Here is a 23441-nt window from a genome sequence, read left to right on the forward strand (position 1 = left end):
CCTCAGTGGTCCTGAAGGGTCAGGCAGCCCCGCAGCACCCAGGCCAGGGTCTCCGGGTCGGTGAGCTGATGGCGTCGTGGGCGGTCTGCACGACGACGCTGGGTACGCCCACCCCGGGGAGCAGGTGGCGGGTATCGCCGAAGAAGATGCTGCGCGCGAGGGGGCGCAGCACCTCCGGGGACACCGCGAGCAGTCGCTGCTGCAGGTCGTGTCGGTGGCTCGGCGTGCCGGCATCGCCCAGGGCGATGGTGGAGAGGGCGCCGGCCCAGTCCAGATAGTTCTGCTCCATCAGCTGCATCAGCCCGTCGAGCTCCGCCTCGCTGTAGCCCCCGCGATAGTGGGGTGGCTCATCCAGGTAGCGGGCCGAGCTGCAGATCAGGCACAGCTTGTCGAAGGTGCCGGGGCGCAGCAGCGAGGCCATCATGCCGATGGTGCCGCCGATGGAGTGCCCCACCATCATCGCCCCCTCGAGCTGGAGCTCCTCGCACAGGGCGGCCAGGTCCTCGGCATGGCCCGCGGGGGTGCCGTGGCGCTGCGGATCGAAGGCGGCGGGGTCGGCGGCGCCGAAGCCGGGCAGGTCGAGCAGGATCAGCTGGTAGTCGGACTCCAGGCGCGGCAGCAGGCGGCTCCACACCGTCTGGTCACAGCCGAAGCCGTGGACCATCACCACCGGGATGGCACCGCGCCCATGCCGGGTCACATTGAGTCGCTGGGTCAGGCTGCGGGTCAGGTTGCGGGTCATGGTCCGGTCTGGTGGCGTGGCGTTCGCTCTCAGGGTAGCGCATCGGCAGCGTTGATTTCTCCTCGGCCCGGCGCCAGCCGCGGCGCGCCGAAAGAATCGCAACTTCCGGGCGGCAAGAACAGAAAGAATGGGTGGCCGAAATGCCGGGTGGCCCCCTCGGTCAGCCCGGGACGCCTCTGCTATCGTCTCGTTGCATATCGACGCTTCCGGCATCCGGCCGGAAGCCCTGCAAGTGACCCCAACAAGAGGAGGCCGCAGATGGCAGGCAACACCCCCGATGCATCCCTTCCCGCCACCATGTCGGCCATGCTGCTGACCGGGCACGGCGACGTCGACCGGCTGGTCTACCGCGATGATGTGCCGGTGCCCCGGCCGGGGCCGGGCGAGGTGCTGGTGCGGGTCACCGCCACCGCCAAGAACAACACCGACCGCAAGGCCCGGGAGGGGCTCTACCCGGTGAAGAAGGGCCAGGTGACGTCGTTTGCCATGGGCGGCGAGCCGACCCTGACCTTCCCGCGCATCCAGGGCGCCGATATCGCCGGGCGCGTGGCGGCTGTGGGCGAGGGGGTCGACCCGGCGCGGATCGGCGAGCGCGGCCTGCTCGACTTCAACCTCTACGCCGACGCCCGCCGCGACATCAACCTGACCCCGGACTACTACGGCCATGGCGCCGACGGCGGCTTCGCCGAGTACGTGGCGGTGCCTTCGGACCAGTTCCATCACGTGCCCAATCCGGAACTGCGCGACGCCGAGCTCGCCGCCATGGGGATGTGCTCCTACCAGACCGCCTACCACATGATGACCTCGGCGAACGTCGCCGCCGGCGAGCGGGTGCTGGTCTCCGGCGCCAGCGGCGGGGTGGGCACGGCGCTGATCCAGCTCTGCCGCATCGTCGGGGCGATTCCCTTTGCGGTGAGTCAGCCGGAGAAGGCCGAGGCGCTGAAGGCGCTGGGCGCCGAGGCGGTTATCGACCGCGGCGACCTGGCTACCTTCGTGCCCCGGGTGCTCGAGGCCACCGGCGGCGCGCCGGTTGATGCGGTGATGGACCTCGTCGGCGGCGAGATGACCGATCTGTTCATCGACACCATGATCCACGACATGAAGGCGCGGACCACCTACCCGCGGCTCTCCATCGCCGGGGCCAGCGGCGGCAATATCTCGGAGATCCTCTGGACGCGCATCTACCTCTACCAGGTGCAGATCTTCGGCGTCTCCCACGGCACCCGGGAGGAGGCGGAGCAGCTTATCGCCTGGATCCGCTCGGGCGAGCTCAGGCCGGTGCTGCATGCCGCCTTCCCGCTTTCCGCGCTGCACGAGGCCGAGCGCTACTTCGTCAGCCGTGGCAGCAACTTCCTGGGCAAGATCGTCATCGTCCCCGATAGCCAGTGGGAGGAGCACGGCGCCCCCTTCGCCCTTGTCTCTTTCTCTACCAGCCAGCCCTCCGCCACCCAGGAGCCGCGCCCATGAGCCGCCCGCTGACCTTCCAGATGATGGACACCCACGCCGGCGGCGACGTCAGCCGCATCGTGCTCGGCGGCATCGCGCCGCTGCCCGGTGATACCGTGCGCGACCAGATGCACTACCTGCGCGACGACGCCGACGGCCTGCGCAAGCTGCTGCTCTTCGAGCCCTACGGCATCCCCGAGATGTCAGTGGACCTGATCGTGCCGGCCACCGACCCCGAGGCCGCCGCCGGCTACATCATCATGGAGGTGATGGGCTACCCGATCTATTCGGGCTCGAACACCATCTGCACCGCCACCGCGGTGCTCGAGGCCGGCATCGTGCCCAAGCGGGAGGGAGTGCAGCACTTCACCCTCGAGGCCCCGGCGGGCCGGGTCCAGATCGAGGCCCGGGTGGAGAACGGCGTGGTGGAGGCGATCACCTGCGAGGGGCTGCCCAGCTACATCGACACCTACCGCGCGTCGATCCATGTGCCGGAGGTGGGGGATGTCACCTACTCGGTGGCCTACAGCGGCGGCTTCTACGCCCTGGTGGATGCCACCGAGCTCGGCTTCTCGCTGGTGCGGGAGGAGGAGCGGCGCCTCGCGGAGTGCGCCCACCGAATCGTCGAGGCGATCCAGGCCGAGCGGGGCTTCTCCCACTACACCCTGGGCGACGTGGGCCCGCTGCCCTTCCTGCACTTCATGGGGCCGGTGGAGCAGGTGGCCAACGACTTCTACCGCTCCCGCTCCACTACCTACGTTCACCCGGGAGTGATCTGCCGCAGCACCACCGGCACCGGCACCTCGGCGCGGCTGGCGCTGATGAACCACGAGGGGCGCATCCGCCCCGGCGACCGGCTGGAGACCGTCTCCCTGCGCGAGACCGGCTTCATCGGCACCTTCACCGGCACCCGCCAGGAGGGGTCCCACGCCGTGGTGGAGAACACCATTACCGGCAAGGCCTTTGTGCTCGGCCACACCGAGGTGGTGGTCAACTGCGACGACCCCCTGGTGGCCTGCGACGGCCTCTCCTCCATCCTCTCCGCCCGCCAGGGCTGAGTCCCACGCAAGCCGCCAAGCCAGGGGCGCCGGGGACAAGTCGAAGGGGAGGTCCTATGCCAGGGATGGCATCGGTAGCGCCCAGGGATGGGTTCACAGCGCCTCCCCGTAGGCTTGTCGCCGGAACAGCCCCGAGCGGGCTATCCGGCGGTGATAGCTATGCATCCTTGTCCCATCCATATTGACGTAGCCGTTTGACCCGCCAGCCCCTTGAGCCCCCGCGCGAAAGGGGGCAGGCTGGCGCTCATCCATCACGCTTTCGCCCCGGAGGTTCCCTTGGCCATCACCAACTTTGCCGATCTGCTCGGCGAGGCCCGCCTGCAGCCCGACGCCCAGCGGCTGCTGTTCGTCTTCACCCGGGCCGAACTGCCCGACAACCCCACCGCCGAGCAGCGCCGCAACTTCGAGCAGGGCGTCGGCGGCGTGCTGACACCGGTGCTCTGCGTCGACAAGGCGCCGGTGGAGCTCAGCGACATGGCCGCCCTGGTGGCGGAGTCGAAGGAGACCGGCATCGAGTGGGACATCGTCTTCGTTGGCGCGCTCTCCGGCCGCGGCGGCGAGGCGCCGAGCGCGGAGCAGGCCGAGGCCCAGCTCAACCGCATGGTAGAGTCGCTCAAGATGGGCAACGTCGAGCAGTTCCTGGCGCTGGATCGCCAGGGCGAGGCCGTCCAGATCGGCTGACATCGGGGTGTCATCACCCATAGGGTTGAATTATCACCTCGATGCCACCATTCAATTTACGCTATCGGCGGATGCGGGCTACCATCCCTTCCGTATTCCGGTCACCCCTCATACCAAAGTCTAGAGGATCGTTGTCGAATGTCCCTGATCAACACCGAAATCAAGCCGTTCAATGCCACCGCCTTCCACAACGGCGAGTTCGTCGAGATCTCCGAAGAGAACATGAAGGGCAAGTGGTCCGTCGTGATCTTCATGCCGGCCGCCTTCACCTTCAACTGCCCGACCGAGGTAGAGGACGCTGCCGACCACTACGAGGAGTTCCAGAAGGCCGGTGCCGAAGTCTACATCGTCACCACCGACACTCACTTCTCCCACAAGGTGTGGCACGAGACCTCCCCGGCAGTGGGCAAGGCCAAGTTCCCGCTGGTCGGCGACCCGACCCACCAGCTGACCCGCGCCTTCGGTGTGCACATCGAAGAAGCCGGCCTGGCCCTGCGCGGCACCTTCGTGATCGACCCGGACGGCGTGATCAAGACCCTGGAGATCCACGACAACGCCATCGCTCGCGATGTCACCGAGAGCCTGCGCAAGCTGAAGGCCGCCCAGTACGTTCGCAACAACCCGAACGAAGTCTGCCCGGCCAAGTGGAAGGAAGGCGAAAAGACCCTGGCTCCGTCCCTGGACCTGGTCGGCAAGATCTAAACGATCTGCCCCTGCCGCGAGGCCCCGCCCCGGGCCTCGCCGCTCCCCACCCGGGCACTTCCGCCCGGGTGTTCCTACCCCCTCACAAGATCGCCCTCGCGACGCCCTCGGTGCTCGCACGGCCCCCTTGTGACCCTGTTTCGCGAACATGAAGGAAACCGCTGTCATGTTGGACGACAATCTGAAAAGCCAGCTCAAAGCCTATCTGGAGAAGGTCACCCAGCCGTTCGAGATCGTCGCTTCCCTCGATGACGGCGCCAAGTCTCAGGAACTGCACGGTCTGTTGACCGATATCGCCGGCCTGAGCGACAAGATTACCCTGAAGCTCGACGGCCAGGACGCCCGCAAGCCGTCGTTTGCCATCAACCGCCCCGGTGAGGAGACCGGCGTGGTCTTTGCCGGCCTGCCCATGGGCCACGAGTTCACCTCCCTGGTGCTGGCGCTGCTGCAGGTGGGCGGTCATCCGCCCAAGGTCGGCTTTGATGTGATCGAGCAGGTCAAGGGCCTCGAGGGTAAGCTTCACTTCGAGACCTACTACTCGCTCTCCTGCCAGAACTGCCCCGACGTGGTGCAGGCGCTGAACCTCATGGCGGTGCTCAACCCGGTCGTCAGCCACGTGGCCATCGACGGCGCCCTGTTCCAGGACGAGGTGGAGCAGCGCCAGGTGATGTCGGTGCCCAGCATCTACCTCAACGGCGAGCCCTTCGATCAGGGGCGCATGAGCCTGGAGCAGATCCTGGCCAAGGTGGATACCGGCGCCGCCAAGCGCGAGGCCGCCAAGCTCAACGACAAGGCCGCCTTCGACGTGCTGGTGGTGGGCGGTGGCCCGGCCGGCGCCGCGGCGGCGGTCTATGCCGCGCGCAAGGGCATCCGCACCGGCGTTGCCGCCGAGCGCTTCGGCGGCCAGGTGCTCGACACCATGGCCATCGAGAACTTCATCTCCGTCTCCCACACCGAGGGCCCCAAGCTGGCCGCCGCGCTGGAGGAGCACGTCAAGGAGTATGAGGTCGACATCATGAACCTGCAGCGTGCGGTCAAGCTGGTGCCGGCGGCCCAGCCGGGCGGCGAGCACGAGGTGCAGTTCGAGTCGGGCGCGAGCCTCAAGAGCAAGACCCTGATCCTGGCCACCGGCGCCCGCTGGCGCGAGATGAACGTGCCCGGCGAAGCCGACTACCGCAACAAGGGCGTGGCCTACTGCCCCCACTGCGACGGCCCGCTGTTCAAGGGCAAGCGCGTGGCGGTGATCGGCGGCGGCAACTCCGGCGTCGAGGCGGCCATCGACCTGGCCGGCATCGTCGGCCACGTGACCCTGATCGAGTTCATGGACGAGATGCGCGCCGACGCCGTGCTGCAGAAGAAGCTCAAGAGCCTGCCCAACGTCGACATCATCCTCGGCGCCCGCACCACCGAGGTGAACGGCGACGGCCAGCGCGTCAACGGCCTCACCTATGAGGAGCGCGCCAGCGGCGAGATCAGGAAGCTCGACCTGGAAGGCATCTTCGTGCAGATCGGCCTGGTGCCCAACACCGAGTGGCTCAAGGGCTCCCCGGTGGAGCTCTCCGAGCGCGGCGAGATCATCACCGACGCCCACGGCACCACCAGCTTCCCCGGTATCTTCGCCGCCGGCGACGTGACCACCGTGCCCTACAAGCAGATCATCATCGCCATGGGCGAGGGGTCCAAGGCGGCGCTGGGCGCCTTCGACCACCTGATCCGCAGCTGATCGGCGGGGCCGGGCTCTTCTTCCCGGCCCCCGCCCGTCACAGCGACGCCCCCGCAGGCCTGGCCTGCGGGGGCGTCGTCGTTTGCATGGTTTGGCGTGTTGCCAGGTGTTGGCCGATCAGCGAGAGATCAGCCAGAGGAAGGGCAGCAGGGTGAGGGCCAGTATCGCCCCCACTGCCACAGCCACCAGCAGCATGCGGATGGGGTGGTGGCGCAGGCGCGTCCACAGGGTCGGCGCCTCGCCGCGCTCGGCCAGGTCGTCGCGCTCCTGGCGAACCCGCTCGGTGAGGCCCTGCTGATAGGCGTCGAGGGCCTCCCGGGCCGCCTCGAACTGACCCTCGTCACGCAGCCAGATGGCCGCCACGCCGAGGCCCCAGAAGCCGGCCCGGGTCTCGTAGGTGTCGAAGCCGTGCGCCTCGAGCAGCGCCCGCACCTCCTCGGCCTCGGCGTCGGGCACGTTGCCCAGCCGGAACAGCAGTCTTGCCACGATGCTCTCCTGTCTGGCCGGCTCAGGGCAGCTCGGCGCGCTCGATCACCACGGGCTCGCGGGGCACGTCCTGGAAGGGGCCGCGGCTGCCGGTGGGCACGCGGCGGATGGCGTCGACCACCTCCATGCCCTCCACCACCTGGCCGAACACCGCGTAGCCCCAGGTCTGGCCCGACTGCGGGCTTGCGTGGTCGAGGAAGCCGTTGTCGGCGACGTTGATGAAGAACTGGGCGGTGGCGGAGTGGGGGTCACCGGTGCGTGCCATGGCCAGGGTGCCGCGGCGGTTCTTCAGGCCGTTGTCGGCCTCGTTGGTGATCGGGTCGCGGGTCGCCTTCTGGCGCATCTCCTCGTCGAAGCCGCCGCCCTGGATCATGAAGCCGTCGATCACCCGGTGGAAGATGGTGCCGTCGTAGTGGCCCTCCTGCACATAGGTGAGGAAGTTGTTGACGCTCTCCGGGGCCTCGGCCTGGAACAGCTCGATGCCGATGGCACCGTGGCTGGTGTGCAGGATGACATCGGGTGCGGCCTGTTCGGCCTGGGCCGTGGTGACGGCGAGGCCGAGGGGCAGGGCGGCGGCGAGCAGCAGGGCGGGGATCAGCGGACGTTTCACGGGGCGGGTCACCATGGTTTTGAGAATCGAGGGTTGTGAAGATCGAGGGTTGTGAAAATCGAGGGTCAGGAAAACAGGGTTCCCAGCATAACGCCCCGCCGAGGCCCTGTCAGCGTCCGTCTTTCATGTGCGTTGAGGCAGCGTTCGGCAATGTTTGACATGGGTCACGGCCCCGCCCGAAAAGAGGTATCGAGTATGGATCTTAAGGGGGGATTCCCCGACCATTCCCTGCATGGGGGTCGGCGCCAGCCGCCGGCCCGGTGAATCCAGGCCCGGTCGGCCGGGCCTCAGCGGTGGCGGGAGGGAACAGCAGATGGTGGCGGAACTCGGTAACTTTGCGCTGATCCTGGCGCTCTGCCTGGCGCTGATCCAGAGCGTGCTGCCGCTGGTGGGTGCCCAGACCGGCAGCCTGCGGCTGATGCGCACGGGGGCCTTCCTGGCCAGCGGCCAGTTCGTCTTCCTGGCGATCGCCTACGGCGTGCTGACCTGGGCCTTCCTGGCCAATGACTTCAGTGTGCGCTACGTGGCCAGCCACTCGGCGCTGAGCCAGCCGCTGATGTACAAGATCACCGCGGTGTGGGGAGGCCACGAGGGATCGCTGCTGCTGTGGGTGCTGATCCTCGGCCTCTGGGGCGTGGCGGTGGCGCGCTTCAGCCGCGCGCTGCCCCGCCAGATGCTGGCACGGGTGCTGGCGGTGATGGGCATGATCTCGGTGGCCTTCATCGCCTTCACGGTCTTCACCTCCAATCCCTTCGACCGCATCGTGCCCGGTCCCCTGGATGGCCGCGGCATGAACCCGCTGCTCCAGGACCCGGGCATGATCCTGCACCCGCCGCTGCTCTACATGGGCTACGTGGGCACTGCGGTGGTCTTCGCCCTGGCCATGGCGGCGCTGATGGGCGGCCGCCTGGACGCCGCCTGGGCGCGATGGTCACGGCCCTGGACCACGGTGGCCTGGGTGTTCCTCACCCTGGGGATCGCCATGGGCTCCTGGTGGGCCTACTACGAGCTGGGCTGGGGCGGCTGGTGGTTCTGGGACCCGGTGGAGAACGCCTCCTTCCTGCCCTGGCTCACCGCCACCGCCCTGCTGCACTCCCTGGCGGTGACCGAGAAGCGCGGCGGCTTCAAGGTCTGGACCCTGATGCTGGCGATCATCACCTTCGCGCTGGTCGTGCTGGCGGCCTTCATCGTGCGCTCCGGGGTGATCACCTCGGTGCATGCCTTTGCCACGGACCCGGACCGAGGCGTCTTCCTGCTCGCCATGCTGGCGGCGACCCTGCTGGGCTCGCTGACCCTCTACGCCTGGCGGGCGCCCCGGGTCGGCCTGGGCGGCGGCTTCCACTGGCTCTCCCGGGAGTCGCTGCTGCTGGCCAACAACGTGCTGCTCACCGTGGCCTTCGCAGCGGTCTTCATCGGCACCCTCTACCCGCTGGTGCTCGACGCCTTCGGCCTGGGCAAGATCTCGGTGGGCCCCCCCTACTTCGATACCGTCTTCGCGCCGCTGATGCTGCCGCTGCTGCTGCTGGTGGGCCTCGGCCCCACGGTGATGTGGAAGCAGGCCACCCCCGCCGAGGTGGTGCGCCAGCTGCGCTGGGTGCTGCTGGCAAGCGTCGTGGCCGGCGGCCTGTGGCCGCTCACCCTGGGCGCCTGGCGCCCGCTCACCGCCCTGTCGCTGATGCTGGGCAGCTGGATCATCCTCACCGCGCTGCTCGATATCCGCAAGCGCCTCGCCGGCCGCCAGCCCCTGGCCACGCGCGTCCGCCGGGTGCTGCGCCCGAGCTTCCTGGGCATGCACCTGGCCCACGTGGGCCTGGCGCTGGTGGTGGTCGCCATCGCTATGGTCAACACCTACGAGGTGGAGCGCGACGTGCGCATGCAGCCGGGGGAGACCACCGCGGCGGCGGGCTTCGAGTTCACCCTGCTGCGCATGGAGGAGGTGCGCGGGCCCAACTATGACGCCGATCAGGCGGTGGTCGCGGTGACCCGCGACGGCCGCCCGGTGGCCACCCTGCTGCCCCAGCGCCGCTACTACGACACCCAGCCCCAGAACCCCATGCACCAGGCCTCGCTGCATCGCGCGGCGACCCGCGACGTCTATGTCTCCCTGGGCGAGCGGCTGGTGGGGGATGCCTGGAGCTTCCGTCTCTACTACAAGCCCTACATGGCCTGGATGTGGAGCGGTGCCATCCTGCTCTCCCTGGGCGGCCTGCTGGCGGCCTGTGACAAGCGCTATCGGCTGGCCCGGCGCCGCGAGCGCGAGCCAGCGGCCACGCCGGGCGTCGGTCGGGAGGTGACCGCCTCATGAAGCTCAAGCTGCTGATTCCGCTGGTAGCGGTGATGGCGCTGCTCGGCCTGCTGCTGCTCGGCCTGGGGCTCAACTCCCGGGACCTGCCCTCGCCCCTGGTGGGCAAGCCGGCGCCGGCCTTCACCCTGGAGGCCCTGGAGGATCCCGAGGTGCTGCTGACGGAGCAGGACTTCATCGGCGAGGTGGCGCTGGTCAACGTCTGGGCCACCTGGTGCAGCACCTGCCGCGCTGAGAAGCCGCTGCTGATGGAGCTTGCCCGCGGCGGCATCCCCATCCACGCCTTCAACTACCGGGACGAGCGCGACGCCGCGCTGCGCTACCTGGAGATGACCGACAGCCCCTACCGCACCATCGCCTACGACCCCGCGGGGGATGCCGGCATCGACTGGGGCGTCTACGCCACCCCCGAGACCTATGTGCTCGATGCCGAGGGCATCATCCGCTACAAGCGCATCGGCCCGCTCAGCCGCCAGCTGCTCCTCGACGAGGTGCTGCCCCTGATTGAAAAACTGAGAGCCGAGAAGCTGAGAGCCGAACAGCGGACGACGGAGAAACTGGGCGCCGAGTCGGCGGGGAGGGCGTCATGAACCGCTGGCTGGCAGGCCTGCTCATGCTGCTGGCGCTGGCGCTCTCGCCCGGCATCGCCCTGGCCACGGCCATCGGCGAGCCGCTTGCCTTCGACAGCGAGGCCCAGCGCCAGCAGTACGAGGCGCTGACCCGGGAGCTGCGCTGCACGGTGTGCCAGAGCGAGACGATCCACGAGTCCAACGCCGAGCTCGCCGCCGACATGCGCCGGCGGGTCTACCAGATGACCCGGGACGGCATGTCCGCCGAGGCCATCGTCGACTTCATGGTGGCGCGCTACGGCGACTACGTGCGCTACCGGCCGCCGCTGCAGGCCAATACGGCGCTGCTCTGGGCGAGCCCCTTCCTGCTCTTCGGCGGCGGCCTGCTGGTCTGGTGGCAGGTGATGCGCCGGCGCGCCCGGCCCGATGACGAGCCCCACTTCACCGACCAGGAGCGTGCGGCGCTGGAGCGCCTGCGCCGTGGCGACTGACCCCGGAGGTCCGACGAGATGAATGGCGTCTTCCTGCTGCTGGCCCTGGGCCTCTGCCTGCTGGCCCTGGCCTTCGTGCTGATACCGCTGCTGCGTGAACCCCGCGCGGCCGGCCCCGATCGCCGCGAGGTGCTGCTGGCGGTGCACCGCGACCGCGTCGCCGAGCTCGACCAGGACCTGGCGGCCGGCACCCTGACCGCCGAGCGCCACGCCCGCGCCCTGGCCGACCTGGAGCGCGAGCTGCTCGACAGCGGTGTGCTGGAGGCCGATGCCGGCGCCGGCAGTGAGGGCCGCGGCCAGCGCCGCCTGGCCCAGGTCGCCGCCGTGGCCAGCATGGCGCTGCTGCCCTTCCTGGCCATCGGCACCTACCTCTCGGTGGGCTACAGCGAGGAGGTGTTCGCCGCCCGCGCTCCGGCCGGCCAGGTGACGATGCCGCCCGAGCAGGTCGAGCCCAGCGACGAGGAGATGACCCGCGAGTTCACCCGGCTGGTGGAGGGGCTGCAGGTGCGCCTGGCCCAGGACCCGGCCGACCTCCAGGGCTGGGTGCTGCTGGGCCGGACGCTGACCTTCCTCGACGAGTTCGAGGCCGCCGGCCGCGCCTTCGGCGAGGCGCTGCGCCACGGTGGCGACCGTGACCCCGAGGTGCTGGTGCGCTACGCCGATGTGCTGGCCGAGCTCGAGGGGGGGCTTGCGGGTGAGCCGGCGGCGCTGATCGAGCAGGCGCTGGCCATCGACCCCGAGCACGCCCAGGGGCTGTGGCTTGCCGGCACCCGCGCCTACCAGGACGAGGCCTTCGACGAGGCCCGCGCCTACTGGGAGCGCCTGCTGGCGGTGCTGCCCGCGGAGTCGGCCGAGGCCGAGGTGATCCGCGGCAACCTGGCGGAAATGACGCTGCGCTAGCCCGGGAAAGGGTCAAGGAGGCCAAGATGACAGTCCGCTTCACCCGGGAGACCCTGCGCATCCTGCATCAGGTGCCGCTGTTCACCGGCCTCACCGAGGAGACCCTGGCGCTGCTGGCGCGGGGTGCCCATGAGCGCTGCTGCCCCCGCGGCACCCGGCTGTTCGCCCAGGGCGAGCCCGCCGATCGCTTCTTCGTGGTGCTCGACGGCTGGGTGAAGCTCTACCGCGACAGCCCCGATGGCAGCGAATGCATGGTGGGGCTCTTCACCCGCGGCGACTCCTTCGCCGAGGCGGCGATGTTCGACCGCCAGGGCTTCCCCGTGAACGCCGGCGTGGCCGAGGACGCTCGACTGCTGGTCTTTCCGGCCGAGCCCTTCCTGGACACCCTGCACGAGCACCACGGCCTGACGCTCAACCTGCTGGCCAACCTGACCGGCATGCTGCGGGCGCTGGTGCTGCAGCTCGACCAGCTCACCAACCAGTCGACTCACCAGCGGCTGGCGGCCTTCCTGCTCTCGCTATGCCCCGACGATGCCCCCCGTGCCACCGTCAGCCTGCCCTGCGACAAGATGCTGATCGCCGCTCGCCTGGGCATGAAGCCGGAGAGCTTCTCCCGGGCCATGGCGCGCCTGCGGGCCTTCGGCGTGCGCTGCGAGCGCAACTGCGTCCACCTTGAGGACCTGCCGGCCCTGCGCCAGCTGGTCCGCGGGGGAGAGTCGCGCCCCCTGCCCGCCTGCCCCGGCCTCAGCGGCAGCCGGGGGCTGGACGCCGTTTCGTCACGACCCATGACATAAGTCAACGCTCCGGTTTGCCACTTGACCACTGTCAAGTGAGTAAAGAAGTAAAGCTGCTACTACTTATTGGCAGGTGGAGGGTGTCTCCCCGGGTTGTCGAATCGCCGACCCGGGCCACGCGAGGCTCTCTCCAGACCCTACCCCACGGGGAAACAGAGCGAGGCACGTTATGCACAAGAAAGCACTGAGCAAGGGGATCTTCGCCCTCAGCTTCCCGCTGGCCGCCATGATGGCGGGCGGCGCGCAGGCGGCGGCACCGGAGATGACCGCAGAGGAGTTGGACCGCGCCGGCAACATCTACTTCCAGCGCTGTGCCGGCTGTCACGGCACCCTGCGCGCTGGCGCCACCGGTCCCGGGCTCTTGCCCGAGAGCACCATCGAGATGGGCCAGCGCCGTCTGGAGAGCATCATCACCTTCGGCACCGAAGGCGGGATGAACAACTTCGACGGCATTCTGGATGAGGAGGAGATCACCCTGATCTCCAAGTACATCCAGCAGACCCCGGAAGAGCCGCCGGAGATGTCCCTGGCCGATATCCGCGAGACCTGGACCATCGTGGTCCCCGAGGAGGAGTGGCCGGATTCGCCCCAGCATGATCGCAACTGGGAAAACTTCATGGTCACCATCCTGCGTGACCGCGGCGCCATGGGCATCATCGACGGCGACACCAAGGAGCTGGTCACCGAGGCCGAGACCGGATACGCCGTGCACGTCGCCAAGTCGAGCTCCGACGGACGCTTCTGGTACGTCCAGGGCCGCGACGGTCGCCTCTCCAAGATCGACCTGTGGATGGATCCGCCCCAGGTGACCGCCGAGGTGTTCATCGGCATCGACGCCCGCGACGTGGCCGTCTCCCACTATGGCGAGTGGGCCGACAAGTACGTCATCGGCGGCGGCTACTGCCCCCCCCACTTCGTGATCGCCGACGCCCACACCATGGAGCCGCTGAAGGTGGTCTCCACCCGGGGCTACGACACCGAGGGCAACTACGTCCACGAGGCCCGCGTGGCGGCGCTCTATGACACGCCCCATGCGCCTACCTTCCTGGTCAACGTCAAGGAGACCGGACAGGTCTGGCAGGTCGACTACAGCGACATCGACAACCTGCGCATCGACCACATTGCCTCCGCCGAGTACCTCCACGACGGCTTCTTCGACTCCACCGGCCGCTACTTCATGATCGCGGCCAACTTCAGCAACAAGATGGCCTTCATCGACACCGTGGAGCGCAAGCTCGTCAGCCTGCTCAACACCGGGCAGATCCCGCACCCGGGTCCGGGCGCCAACTGGATCGATCCCGAGTGCGGCCCGGTGGCCGGCACCACCCACCTGGGTCAGGGCCTGATGACCTTCTGGGGCACCGATCCCGAAGGGCATCCGGATCATGCCTGGGAGATCTGCGGCACCGTCGAGACCGACGGCCCCGGCCTGTTCGTGCGCAGCCACCCGAACTCCCCGCACGTCTGGATCGATCAGGCGATGCACCCGGAGGCCGACGTCAACCAGTGGGTCATGGTCATGGACAAGGAGACCCGCGAGCTGACTCCGATCCACGTCGCCGACCGTCCCGCCGAGCATGACGCCGTGGCGGTGCACATGGAGTACGACCAGTCCGGTACCGAGGTGTGGGTCTCCATCTGGGCCCGCGGCCGCGGCCACCAGGATGACGGCGCCATCGTGATCTACGACGACAAGACCCTGGAAGAGAAGGCCCGGGTCGAGAACCTGAACACGCCGACCGGCAAGTTCAACGTCTACAACCGTCTCAAGAAGTACGAGCGCGGCTAGGCCGCCCCGCCGGAGCGCCCTCGGGCGCTCCGGCTCCTTTTCCAGCCATTCTCGCCTTCCCGGACGCAGGACGCCGGAGTGGCTGGGCAAGGGGCCGGACACCATAACGAAAGCAAGGCATCTCGAGAGCAGGCATCTGCTGTCATGACATTTTCGGGAGACTGACATGCTGAGGGAGCGACTGCGCAACTGGCGCAAGTTAACGATCATGGGGGCGTCGCTGGGGGCCGTGGCGGTCTTCTTCGTCGCCGGTATCCTCTTCTGGGGTGGCTTCAACACGGTGATGGAAGCCACCAACAACATGAAGTTCTGCAGCTCCGCCTGCCACGAGATGAGCTGGGTCTACGACGAGTACAAGGACCGCCCCCACTACCACAACAAGTCGGGCGTGGGGGCCACCTGCTCCGACTGCCACGTGCCCGACGCCTGGGGGCCCAAGATGATCCGCAAGATCGAGGCCAGCCGCGAGGTGTGGCACTGGATGCTGGGGACCATCAACACCAAGGAGAAGTTCGAGGACAAGCGGCTGCATCTGGCCGAGAACGTCTGGCGCTCCATGCTGCGCACCGACTCCCGCGAATGCCGCAACTGCCACGACTGGTCCGCCATGGACCTGGAGCAGCAGCCGGCCCGCGCCGCCCGTGAGCACGCCCGTGCCTTCGAGCAGGGCCAGACCTGCATCGAGTGCCACCAGGGCATCGCCCACGAGCTGCCCGAGGCCTGGGACGAGTCCGAGGTGTGGGCCGCCCGCTTCGAGCACGACGAGCCGGAGACCGACCTGGCCGAGCGCGGCGAGCCGGCGATGCCGCTGGAGGCCGAGGAGCTGGGCGACGCCGTGGCCGCCGAGGGCGATATCGCCTCCGGTCTGGCCTGGGACGAGGTGCCGGCGCTGGACGTGACCCTCTTCATGCCGGGCCAGACCTCCATCGAGTGGATCCAGGACGGCAGCTCCCACGGCGGCGGGCGCGCCTTCAGCTTCGGCGACCGCTGCATCTGGTGCCACGCCGGCGAGGAGGCGCAGATCGGTGCCCTGGCCACCAGCGCCGAGAAGATCGAGACCTATGACCTGGGCGACAAGCGCGGCCATATCCCGATGACCGTGCAGACCGCCTTCGATGACGACTACCTCTACATGCGCTTCCAGTGGGAAGACGCCGAGCATGCGCCGCTGCCCTTCGTCGATGGCGGCATGATGGACCCGGAGAACGAGATCAAGCTGACTGTCAGCTTCGCCGATGACCGCGTCGACATGGCCGACCGCGGCGGCTGCTGGGCGAGCTGCCACCACGACTCCACCTACATGCCGGACGCCCCCGACCAGGAGGCCCTGGAGCAGAGCGAACTGGCCGAGCGCCTGGCGCTGATGGACGGCGTGACCAAGTACCTCTCCGAGAGCCGGACCGAGATCGAGGTGCGCGGCCGTCGCGGCGCCGCCCGCGGCGGCTGGGACAAGCTCAAGGAGAGCGAGGAGATCGACGAGCTGTTCGCAGGCGGGGTCTACCTGGACATGGCGCGCTTCAAGAGCGGCAGCGAGCGCACCGAGTCCGGCTATATCCTCGAGCAGCGCCACTTCAACGAGAGCGAGGCGGTGGTGTTCAGCGCCAGCAAGGAGGACGGTGTCTGGACTGCCTACATGACCCGCGCCCTGCGCACCGGTCAGCAGGGCGACAAGCCGCTCTCCCTGGACGGCAAGTACAACATCAACTTCGCGCTTCACGATGACCATGCCTCCTCCCGCTTCCACCACGTCTCCTGGCAGCACGGCCTGATGTTCGGCGCCGACGAGGTGGACGAGGAGCTGGTCGAGATCAACGCCACGCGCATCGAGCGCTGAGAGAAGGAGGTGGCATGAGTCAAGCGAGGCAGTTCCGCGGCTGGATCGGCGCCCTGGCGCCGGCCCTGCTGCTGGTCACCGGGGCGGCCCTGGCCGCCCCGACCATCACCGGCTACGGCAGCGCCGAGTTCGGCATGTCCCCCGACGAGGTGCGCGAGCGCCTGGCCGCGGATGGCGTGACCGACGTCACCGAGGAGCAGACCGCCGACGGCGACCTGCTGATCGATGGCCGCCTGGGCGGCGACCCTGCGGTGGAGACCGACCTGCGCTATGTCTTCCCCGCGGGCAGTGAGCAGCTGGCGCTGGTGGTGGCCTTCCATCCCGAGGTGGACGATCACCCCGCGGTCAAGGAGCGGCTGACGGCCGAGTACGGCCAGCCATGGGGGGAGGAGATGGCCGAGTGGTGGCTGGAGCAGCTTGCCGAGGGCATGCCGGCTACCCCGCTGGGCTTCTCCGCCTGGGGCGGCGACGAGCAGCAGCGCGACCGTTTCGTGCGGCTGTGGACCTTCGAGGAGTACCTGACCGTGGAGTATCTGGACAATCGGCGGCTCTCCGGTCGCCAGTAGTTGCCCCCACCATCCTGTTGCACCCTGGGCCGCCCTTCGGCGCGGCCCTTTGCATGAGAAGCCGCGGGTCGCGGGCTGGGCATCCTCGCGTCAGTCGTCGACTCGGCACAGTCGCTCAGCGCGGGCCATGGCCTCGGCGGCACCCTCCAGGGAGAACACCATGAACCAGGGATCGTCCTCGGCGCGCATCAGGCGCAGCCGCAGGGTCTCGCCGCGCCGCATCTCCTCCAGCAGCAGTGGCTGCTCCTCGAGCAGAAACTGCACGTAGAAGCCGCTGTCGCCGCGCTCGGTGATGAACTCCGCCTCGCCGCCGTGGATCGTCTCGTGGTCCACCCGCAGGTCGGCGGGCACGCGGTTGACCACCCGGCTCTCCGGCTGACGCTCGCCCAGGTCCACGCGCAGCTCAAGCCAGGGCCTGTCGCAGGCCCCGGGGGTGAGGTTGACGCTGAACAGGGAGTCGCTGTAGCTGCCGACCTCCAGGGCGCGATAGTGGCGCTCCTCGCCCAGCGTCAGGATCAGCGATTGCCAGTGGCGGTGGGCCTCGGCATCGGCGGTGTTATAGATGGCGGCCGCGGCGCCCTGGGCCATGAGGCCGGTGACCAGCAGGGTGGGGGGGGCGAGAAGGGGCAGCTTGGGCATGGACGCACTCCTGGGGACCAGCTGCCGATGGTAGCACCCCGTCCATTGCCTGCCGACCGACATCCGCCCTGCCGCGGGGCCCGAGGTCGCGTCACTTCCGTTCGGCGAAGTGGGCGGCCAGGTCGGCGATATCCTGTTCGCTCAGGTCACGGGTCATGCGCTTCAGCAGGTGGCCGCGCTCGCCGGCCTTGAGCGCCTGCATGCGGGCCGTGAATACCTCGGGCTCGAGGCCGGCGATGCTGGGAAAGCGGGAGATGTTGCTGCGGCCATCGCGGCCGTGGCAGCTGGTGCAAAGCGCTGCCAGTTCGGCGCCGCGGCTGGCAGCGCCATCCGCCGCGGCGGCCTCCGGGTCGGCGGGCTTGCCTCCGGCCAGGAGGATCGCCGGGTGGCCGGCGAGGGCGATGGCGGTCAGGGCAAGGAACATGACGGCGACGCGATGGGGGGCGGGGGTCGCAGACATGGAGGGATCCTCCTGTGGAGGGGGTCAGTGCCCGTGCATGTGGCCTCCGGCCCCAGTCTCGCCATGGTGGCCGCCGGGCTGCATCACGGCGTCGCGGCGGCCCAGCTCGGTCAGCAGCTCCAGGTCGATCTCCTCGAAGGTGAGGATGCGACCGCCGTAGGTCTCCTGGAAGGCCTCGGCCAGGCGGGCCTCGGCGAAGGGCGCCAGGGTGTGGCCCATGGCGCCGCGGCGCTCGTGTTCCACCACATAGTAGGCTTCGCTTGCCAGGATAAAGGCATCATCCGACGGGGTGGTCCAGGGTGTCACGCCCACGTCATGCACCCAGGCATGGCTCAGGCGGGTCTCGTTCTCGGGCTGCAGCAGGAAGGCGAAGAGGTCGGTGGTGGAGCAGAACTTGCGGGCGGACGCATCGCGATTCAGGTAGGCCTGTCCCTTGGGGCCCGGCAGCTCCTGGATCAGCATGCCGCAGACGTGGCAGCTGTCGCCATCGGTGATGGGCTGGGGAGCCGCCAGCTCGGTATCGCCGCTGCCGCCGCAGGCGGTCAGCAGCAGCGACAGGGCCAGGGGCAGGGTGTATCCGGCGAGGCTAGCAGGTTTCATGGCAAGGGTTCCGGTAAGGGGGAGATGGGTCAGGCCGAATGGTGACGGAAGCGCAATATGGCCAGCCCCAGCGGGGCGACGATCCAGCCAACCAGCACCAGCATCAGCCAGCCGGCATGGAAGGCGCTGTTCTGGGCAATGGCGGTGACGCCGGTGTAGGCCTGGGCCGACTCGAAGCCCACCATGTTGATCAGGCGGAAGCCGTCGGTGGGGTTGAGCAGCAGCAGCCACGGCAGCCAGTCGCCGCCGCTCTGCACGCTCACCAGCAGCGCCAGCAGCCCCAGATCGAACACCAGCACGAACAGAAACCACACGCCCAGCGCCAGCGCCAGTCCGGCGGCGCGCGCCTTTTCGGTGACCCACACGCTGATCAGGTAGGCGAAGGCGATGAACACCCAGCCCAGCAGAATACTGCTGACGATCAACAGGCCGAGGCTTGCCACCAGGTCGCCGAGCGTCACGCCATCGGCGCCGAAGGCGATCACCACGCCGGCAATACCGAAGCCCAGCGCGGTGGCGGCGCCCAGAATCAGTCCGTGGCCGAGAAACTTGCCGAGCAGCAGGGAAGTGCGGCTCAGCGGATAAGTGAGCAGCAGCAGTAGCGTACCCGACTCCTGCTCGCCGACCACGGCGTCGTACGCCAGCAGCAGCGCGATCAGCGGAATCAGGAATACCGCCAGCGTCGACAGGCTGACCACCGTGGTGGCCAGCGAGGTGAAGCCCATGCCGCCGCTGGCAGCGGCGCCGAACCAGGCGATGCCCACCGCGAGGGCGGCCAGGATCAGGGCGATGGCCAGTACCCAGCGATTGCGCAGGCCGTCGCGGAACTCCTTGTGGGCCACGGTCAGGGTCGCGTTCATCGGGGGCCTCCGGTGGCATGGGGGGGTGGGGCGGAGAAATGCGCATAGAGGTGCTCGAGGGTCGGCGGCAGCAGCTCGATGTCCTCGACCCCCGGGGCGTCGGCCAGGCGCCGGAGCACCGCCATCTTGGCGTCGGGGTGGACCTGGAGCTCGAGGGCATGGCCGTTGAGGTGGCGGGGTGTCACGCGGTCCGCTTCCCAGCCATGCGACCAGTCGGTGCCGGGCCAGCTGCCGCGGGCGCGCACCGTCAGCGGCAGTGCCGCTTCCCGCCGCAGCTCGTCGAGGCTGCCCAGCGCCAGGCGCCGGCCACCGCCGAGGATCAGGGCGCGGTCGATATAGGGCTCCACGCCGGGCAGCACATGGGAAGAGAGCAGCACCGTGCAGCCACGCTCGCGCAGCTCCCGCACCGTCTCGTAGAAGTCGCGGGTGGCCGCGGGGTCGAGCCCGGTGGTGGGCTCGTCGAGCAGCAGCAGCTGCGGCTCGCCGAGCAGGGCCTGGGCCAGGCCGAGGCGCTGGCGCATGCCCTTGGAGTAGGTCTTGACCCGCCGGTCGGCCGCCTCGGCGAGGCCGACCCGCTCGAGCAGCTCGCCCACCTGGCGGGACTCGATGCGCTTGAGGCGGGCGAAGTAGGCCAGCACCTCGCGGCCGGTGAGCTGTTCGTAGAAGCTGACGTTCTCCGGCAGGTAGCCCAGGCGCCGGCGCAGGGTCTCCGCGTGGGGGCCGTCCGGGGCGCCACCCAGCACCGACAGGGTGCCCTCGCTGGGCGAAATCAGCCCCAGGATCAGCTTCATGGTGGTGGTCTTGCCGGCGCCGTTGTGGCCGAGCAGGGCGAGTACCTCGCCCTCCTTGACGGTGAGGTCGAGGGCGTCGAGGCGGGTGAGCTCGCCGTGGCGCTTGGTCAGCCCGCGACATTCGATTACCGGATTCATGATTGGGCTTCTCCAAGGTCGGGGGCGTGCATCAACGGGGCGCTGTCCTGCACGCCCTGGGCACGGAAGATCGGGAACTGGCGCTGTACCCAGCGTAGCGCGACCACGGCGGGGCTGTGCAGCAGCAGGCGCGCCTCGGGGTGGCGCCACAGCAGGCGGTCCACGGCGTCGTTGGGCTCGTAGGGGGTATCGCCGATCCCGTCGCCGTCCAGGTCCCAGCCCAGGTAGTCGCTCCAGTAGTTGCCGCGGCCGTCGCGGGACCACTCCTGATGGCGGGTGGCCACGTACATCACCTGCTGGCGGTTGTTGATGAAGGCGTTGGCGTAGAGCCGGTTGTTCTCCGAGCCTGCTGTCAGGTGGATGCCCATCTCGCTATCGGCCAGGCGGTTGCCGCGAATCTCGTTGTGCTGGGAGTTGTAGATGAACAGCGCCTTGCCTTCGGCGCCCAGGGTCACGCCGTGCTCGCTGCCGCCGGGCCCGTGCCAGGCGGTAATGCCGCGAATGTCGTTGCCGGCGATGGTGCTGTAGTTGACGTAGTTCATCAGGATGCCGTAGTTCATGTCGCGCTCGGAGCGGTTGTTCACCACTTCCAGATCGCGGGACATCATCAGCGCGTAGCCGGCCCGGGTGCCGCTGGTATGGTTACCCACGATCTTGCCGCCGTGGGTGAACATGTAATGGATGCCGAAGCGCGAGTCGCGCAGGCGGTTGTTGCGAAAGGTCAGGTCGCGGCTGGTATCGACGTAGATGGCGTCGCGTGAGTCGCGCACGTCGTTGTCGGCAATGGTGCCGCCGCTGATGTTGTACAGGCGGATGGCATCTCCGCGGTCCTGCGAACGGACACTGGTGTTACCGGCGATACGATTGCCGATCACGCTGGGCGCTTCCAGGTGCCACAGCCAGAGGCCGAAGGCCACGTTCTCCAGCACGTTGTCCTCGACGTGGATGCGGTGGGCCTCGCGCTCGGCATGAATGCCGGCGTTCATATCGGTCAGGTTGAAGCCAGAGTTGCGCAGGGTCAGGCCCTCGATGCGCACGTCCGGGGAGGTCACGCGAATCACGTCGCCGCTGCCCTCGCCGTCGAGAATGGCGCCGGAGTCACCGCGCAGGGTCAGCGGCTTGTCGATCAGGATGCTGCCGCTGTACAGCCCTTCGGCGAGGATCAGCTCGCTGCCGGGAGCGGCGGCATCGATATGAAGCTGGAGAGGACCGTCGCCGGGCGCGATGCGCAGCTCGCCGAAGGCGAAGGTCGCCGTCAGCAGCAGGCCGCAGCCACCCAGTAGAGAAAGAAGAAAGTGTCGCACCACGGTCACCTCGAGTAGGACAGTGGCCGGCCCCGCAGGGCCGGCCGGGTTACCACGTCACGCGGGTTCTACGAGCATGCGACCTGACATCTCCATGTGCAGGGCGTGGCAGAACCAGCTGCAGTAGTACCAGTGGACCCCAGGCTTGTCGGCCACGAAGGTCACCGACGAGGTCTGCTGCGGATGGATCTCGAAGTTGATGCCGTGGTTGACCAGGGCGAAGCCGTGGCTGACGTCCTCGATGGTGTCCATGTTGGTGACCACGATGGTGACTTCGTCGCCCTGCTTCACGCGGAACTCGGTGGTGCCGAAGCTCGGCGCCACGGAGGTCATGTAGACGCGCACCTTGTTGCCGTCGCGGATGACCTTGTTGTCCGTCTCCAGCGTGACGCCATCGGCGTGGGCCATGGCCACGGTCTCGGCGAAGTAGGGATCGTCGCGGGTGTAGACCTGGGACGGGTTGAGCTGATCGGCACGAATCATCAGCGCATCGTGGGGTTCGGCGTAGGTCGGGCCGTCGTGCACCAGTTTCATCTGTTCGCCAGAGATGTCGATCAGCTGATCGTTCTCGGCGTGCATCGGGCCCACCGGCAGGAAGCGGTCCTTGGAGAACTTGCACAGCGCGGTGAGATACTTGCCGTCGACATCACGGCTACAGGCCAGCGAGGCCTTGATATGGCCGATGTTGTAGTGCACGTCGATGCGGTCGCGGATGCAGTTCACCTCCTCGCCGTTGTAGGCGCGAATGGCATCCTCCACGTTCCACTTCACCACCTGGCTGTCGAGGAACAGCCCGGTATAGGCGTTGCCGCGGTCGTCGTAGGTGGTGTGCAGCGGCCCCAGGCCCACTTCCGGCTCTGCCACCACAGTGTCGCGCGGGTCGGACAGACCGCCGTCGAACCACTCGGCCACGCGGGACCACTCGAATACGGTACAGGTGGGCGACAGCTTGCCGCTGACGACGCAGTACTTGCCTTCCGGAGGCATGGTGTTGACGCCGTGGGGGCTGCGCGGGGTCGGTACGTAGAGGGCGAAAGGGTTGCGGCCGCTGTGTGCCTGCTCGCGAGCGTCGACCACGGGTACCTGGGAGTCGCCGATGGTGGTGTAGTTGCCGGCGGCAACCGCTGCTTCAATGGCAGGAACGTCGAAGAACACCGTCCAGTCGCGCTCCGGGCCCATCATTTCCGGCAGGGTCATGCCGCGCGCCGAGTTGTAGGAGGAGGCGGCGACGAAGCGGCCGGTGTAGTCGGTTTCGCAGTTGTCCAGGTTACCGTCGACGATCGCCTGCCACTTGAACTCCATGGTCTCGGCGTCGATACACGTCATCATGGTCCAGTATTCGGACGGATCGTCCAGGTGCTCGCCGTTGTTGTTCAGCGGCACGATCATCTCGCCTGCCGCGAAGACCCGCTCGGTACTCGGCACGCGCTGCAGGGTCAGGCCGTGAATGGCCTGTACGTTGGGGATGGTGACGATCTTGTCGGCACGCATAATGTCCAGACGGATACGCGCTACCCGAGTGTTCAGCTTGTCGTTGATGAAGCACCAGCGGCCGTCGTAGCGGGCGTCGGTGTAGCTCACCTTGGGGTGGTGGGTGTCGCCGTTGAGCGGGGCGTTGGGCCCCAGCACGCGCTTGGACTCGTTGGTGATGCCCCAGCCGGTGGCGCTGTCGACGTTGAATACCGGGATGCGCAGCAGTTCGCGCATGGAGGGCACGCCGAGGATGCGCACCTCACCGGAGTGACCGCCGCTCCAGAAGCCGTAGTATTCGTCCAGCTCACCCGGCTCCACGTGGTGTTCGTTGTTGGTCGCCGCCTCGGCGGGACGACTGCGTACCAGGGCGCCAGCGCCGAAACCGCTCGCCAGGCTGGCCCCGGCCACACCGGTCACTGCGCTGTTGCGCAGGAAGTTTCGGCGGCTGAGGTCCTTGATGTGGTCGTTCTTGTCGCTCATGGT

23 protein-coding genes are annotated in these 23441 nt (G+C 68.3%); 13 read left to right on the plus strand and 10 right to left on the minus strand.

All coding sequences use genetic code 11. The features are described 5' to 3' along the window. Window positions 1-19: 19 nt before the first annotated feature. Window positions 20-742 (minus strand): alpha/beta fold hydrolase, encoded by a 723-nt coding sequence (locus tag B6N23_RS10280; RefSeq protein WP_305498498.1) that lies wholly within the window; start codon window positions 740-742, stop codon window positions 20-22. A gap of 258 nt (window positions 743-1000) precedes the next feature. Here B6N23_RS10280 and B6N23_RS10285 point away from each other — a divergent pair, with 258 nt between their 5' ends. The 5 genes from B6N23_RS10285 (at window position 1001) to ahpF (ending at window position 6352) form a co-directional block, all read left to right on the plus strand. Continuing rightward, window positions 1001-2209, plus strand: coding sequence for an alcohol dehydrogenase catalytic domain-containing protein (locus tag B6N23_RS10285; RefSeq protein ID WP_305498500.1), 1209 nt, complete (start codon window positions 1001-1003; stop codon window positions 2207-2209). Next, window positions 2206-3246 carry a proline racemase family protein gene (locus tag B6N23_RS10290; RefSeq protein ID WP_305498502.1) on the plus strand — a complete coding sequence of 347 codons (1041 nt, stop codon included), beginning with the start codon at window positions 2206-2208 and terminating at the stop codon, window positions 3244-3246. The genes B6N23_RS10285 and B6N23_RS10290 overlap by 4 nt, the downstream gene beginning before the upstream one ends. A 276-nt stretch (window positions 3247-3522) precedes the next feature. Further along, window positions 3523-3927, plus strand: a complete 405-nt coding sequence (locus B6N23_RS10295; RefSeq protein ID WP_302139888.1) for a ribonucleotide reductase subunit alpha — start codon at window positions 3523-3525, stop codon at window positions 3925-3927. A 138-nt stretch (window positions 3928-4065) separates the two neighbouring features. Continuing rightward, the gene (gene ahpC, locus B6N23_RS10300; RefSeq protein ID WP_305498508.1) at window positions 4066-4629 is read left to right on the plus strand and encodes an alkyl hydroperoxide reductase subunit C; all 564 of its coding nucleotides are present in this window, start codon (window positions 4066-4068) and stop codon (window positions 4627-4629) included. A gap of 166 nt (window positions 4630-4795) precedes the next feature. Then, a complete protein-coding gene (ahpF, locus tag B6N23_RS10305; protein ID WP_305498510.1) occupies window positions 4796-6352 on the plus strand; it encodes an alkyl hydroperoxide reductase subunit F in 1557 nt (518 codons plus the stop codon). A gap of 117 nt (window positions 6353-6469) precedes the next feature. Here ahpF and B6N23_RS10310 read toward each other — a convergent pair whose 3' ends face one another. Continuing rightward, window positions 6470-6838, minus strand: coding sequence for a DUF6164 family protein (locus B6N23_RS10310; RefSeq protein WP_169956299.1), 369 nt, complete (start codon window positions 6836-6838; stop codon window positions 6470-6472). A 22-nt stretch (window positions 6839-6860) separates the two neighbouring features. Continuing rightward, complete coding sequence (locus B6N23_RS10315) at window positions 6861-7406, minus strand: peptidylprolyl isomerase (RefSeq protein ID WP_439649846.1); 546 nt, start codon at window positions 7404-7406, stop codon at window positions 6861-6863. 355 nt (window positions 7407-7761) lie between these two features. Here B6N23_RS10315 and B6N23_RS10320 point away from each other — a divergent pair, with 355 nt between their 5' ends. The 8 genes from B6N23_RS10320 (at window position 7762) to B6N23_RS10355 (ending at window position 16693) form a co-directional block, all read left to right on the plus strand. After that, on the plus strand, window positions 7762-9753 hold the full coding sequence (locus tag B6N23_RS10320; RefSeq protein WP_305498515.1) for a heme lyase CcmF/NrfE family subunit: 1992 nt from the start codon (window positions 7762-7764) through the stop codon (window positions 9751-9753). Continuing rightward, window positions 9750-10340, plus strand: coding sequence for a DsbE family thiol:disulfide interchange protein (locus B6N23_RS10325; protein ID WP_110069471.1), 591 nt, complete (start codon window positions 9750-9752; stop codon window positions 10338-10340). Before B6N23_RS10320 ends, B6N23_RS10325 begins: the two co-directional genes overlap by 4 nt. Continuing rightward, window positions 10337-10810, plus strand: a complete 474-nt coding sequence (locus B6N23_RS10330) for a cytochrome c-type biogenesis protein (RefSeq protein ID WP_305498520.1) — start codon at window positions 10337-10339, stop codon at window positions 10808-10810. The genes B6N23_RS10325 and B6N23_RS10330 overlap by 4 nt, the downstream gene beginning before the upstream one ends. Before the next feature lie 18 nt (window positions 10811-10828). After that, complete coding sequence (gene ccmI / locus B6N23_RS10335; protein ID WP_110069473.1) at window positions 10829-11710, plus strand: c-type cytochrome biogenesis protein CcmI; 882 nt, start codon at window positions 10829-10831, stop codon at window positions 11708-11710. A gap of 26 nt (window positions 11711-11736) precedes the next feature. Beyond that, on the plus strand, window positions 11737-12504 hold the full coding sequence (locus B6N23_RS10340) for a Crp/Fnr family transcriptional regulator (RefSeq protein ID WP_305498523.1): 768 nt from the start codon (window positions 11737-11739) through the stop codon (window positions 12502-12504). Between the two features lie 169 nt (window positions 12505-12673). Beyond that, window positions 12674-14293: a cytochrome D1 domain-containing protein gene (locus B6N23_RS10345; RefSeq protein ID WP_305498525.1), complete on the plus strand. Its 1620-nt coding sequence runs from the start codon at window positions 12674-12676 to the stop codon at window positions 14291-14293. A 166-nt stretch (window positions 14294-14459) separates the two neighbouring features. Beyond that, complete coding sequence (locus B6N23_RS10350) at window positions 14460-16127, plus strand: NapC/NirT family cytochrome c (RefSeq protein WP_305498528.1); 1668 nt, start codon at window positions 14460-14462, stop codon at window positions 16125-16127. Between the two features lie 14 nt (window positions 16128-16141). After that, entirely contained in the window at window positions 16142-16693 is a 552-nt protein-coding gene (locus B6N23_RS10355; protein WP_305498530.1) for a hypothetical protein, read from the plus strand. Between the two features lie 90 nt (window positions 16694-16783). Here the strand turns inward: B6N23_RS10355 and B6N23_RS10360 are convergent, their stop codons facing one another. The 7 genes from B6N23_RS10360 to nosZ all read right to left on the minus strand — a co-directional run bounded on the left by B6N23_RS10360 (window position 16784) and on the right by nosZ (window position 23438). Beyond that, complete coding sequence (locus B6N23_RS10360; protein ID WP_305498531.1) at window positions 16784-17332, minus strand: hypothetical protein; 549 nt, start codon at window positions 17330-17332, stop codon at window positions 16784-16786. Between the two features lie 91 nt (window positions 17333-17423). After that, window positions 17424-17792 carry a c-type cytochrome gene (locus B6N23_RS10365; RefSeq protein ID WP_305498532.1) on the minus strand — a complete coding sequence of 123 codons (369 nt, stop codon included), beginning with the start codon at window positions 17790-17792 and terminating at the stop codon, window positions 17424-17426. Window positions 17793-17816: 24 nt separating this feature from the next. Then, window positions 17817-18392 (minus strand): nitrous oxide reductase accessory protein NosL, encoded by a 576-nt coding sequence (locus B6N23_RS10370; RefSeq protein ID WP_305498534.1) that lies wholly within the window; start codon window positions 18390-18392, stop codon window positions 17817-17819. 29 nt (window positions 18393-18421) lie between these two features. Beyond that, complete coding sequence (locus tag B6N23_RS10375; RefSeq protein WP_305498541.1) at window positions 18422-19252, minus strand: ABC transporter permease; 831 nt, start codon at window positions 19250-19252, stop codon at window positions 18422-18424. After that, window positions 19249-20181 (minus strand): ABC transporter ATP-binding protein, encoded by a 933-nt coding sequence (locus tag B6N23_RS10380; protein ID WP_305498543.1) that lies wholly within the window; start codon window positions 20179-20181, stop codon window positions 19249-19251. The genes B6N23_RS10375 and B6N23_RS10380 overlap by 4 nt, the downstream gene beginning before the upstream one ends. Then, a complete protein-coding gene (locus tag B6N23_RS10385; protein WP_305498545.1) occupies window positions 20178-21485 on the minus strand; it encodes a nitrous oxide reductase family maturation protein NosD in 1308 nt (435 codons plus the stop codon). The genes B6N23_RS10380 and B6N23_RS10385 overlap by 4 nt, the downstream gene beginning before the upstream one ends. A gap of 57 nt (window positions 21486-21542) precedes the next feature. Then, window positions 21543-23438 carry a TAT-dependent nitrous-oxide reductase gene (nosZ, locus tag B6N23_RS10390; protein WP_305498547.1) on the minus strand — a complete coding sequence of 632 codons (1896 nt, stop codon included), beginning with the start codon at window positions 23436-23438 and terminating at the stop codon, window positions 21543-21545. Window positions 23439-23441 lie beyond the last annotated feature (3 nt).

The sequence above is a fragment of the Halomonas alkalicola genome (assembly GCF_030704205.1).
Taxonomy (GTDB): domain Bacteria; phylum Pseudomonadota; class Gammaproteobacteria; order Pseudomonadales; family Halomonadaceae; genus Halomonas; species Halomonas alkalicola.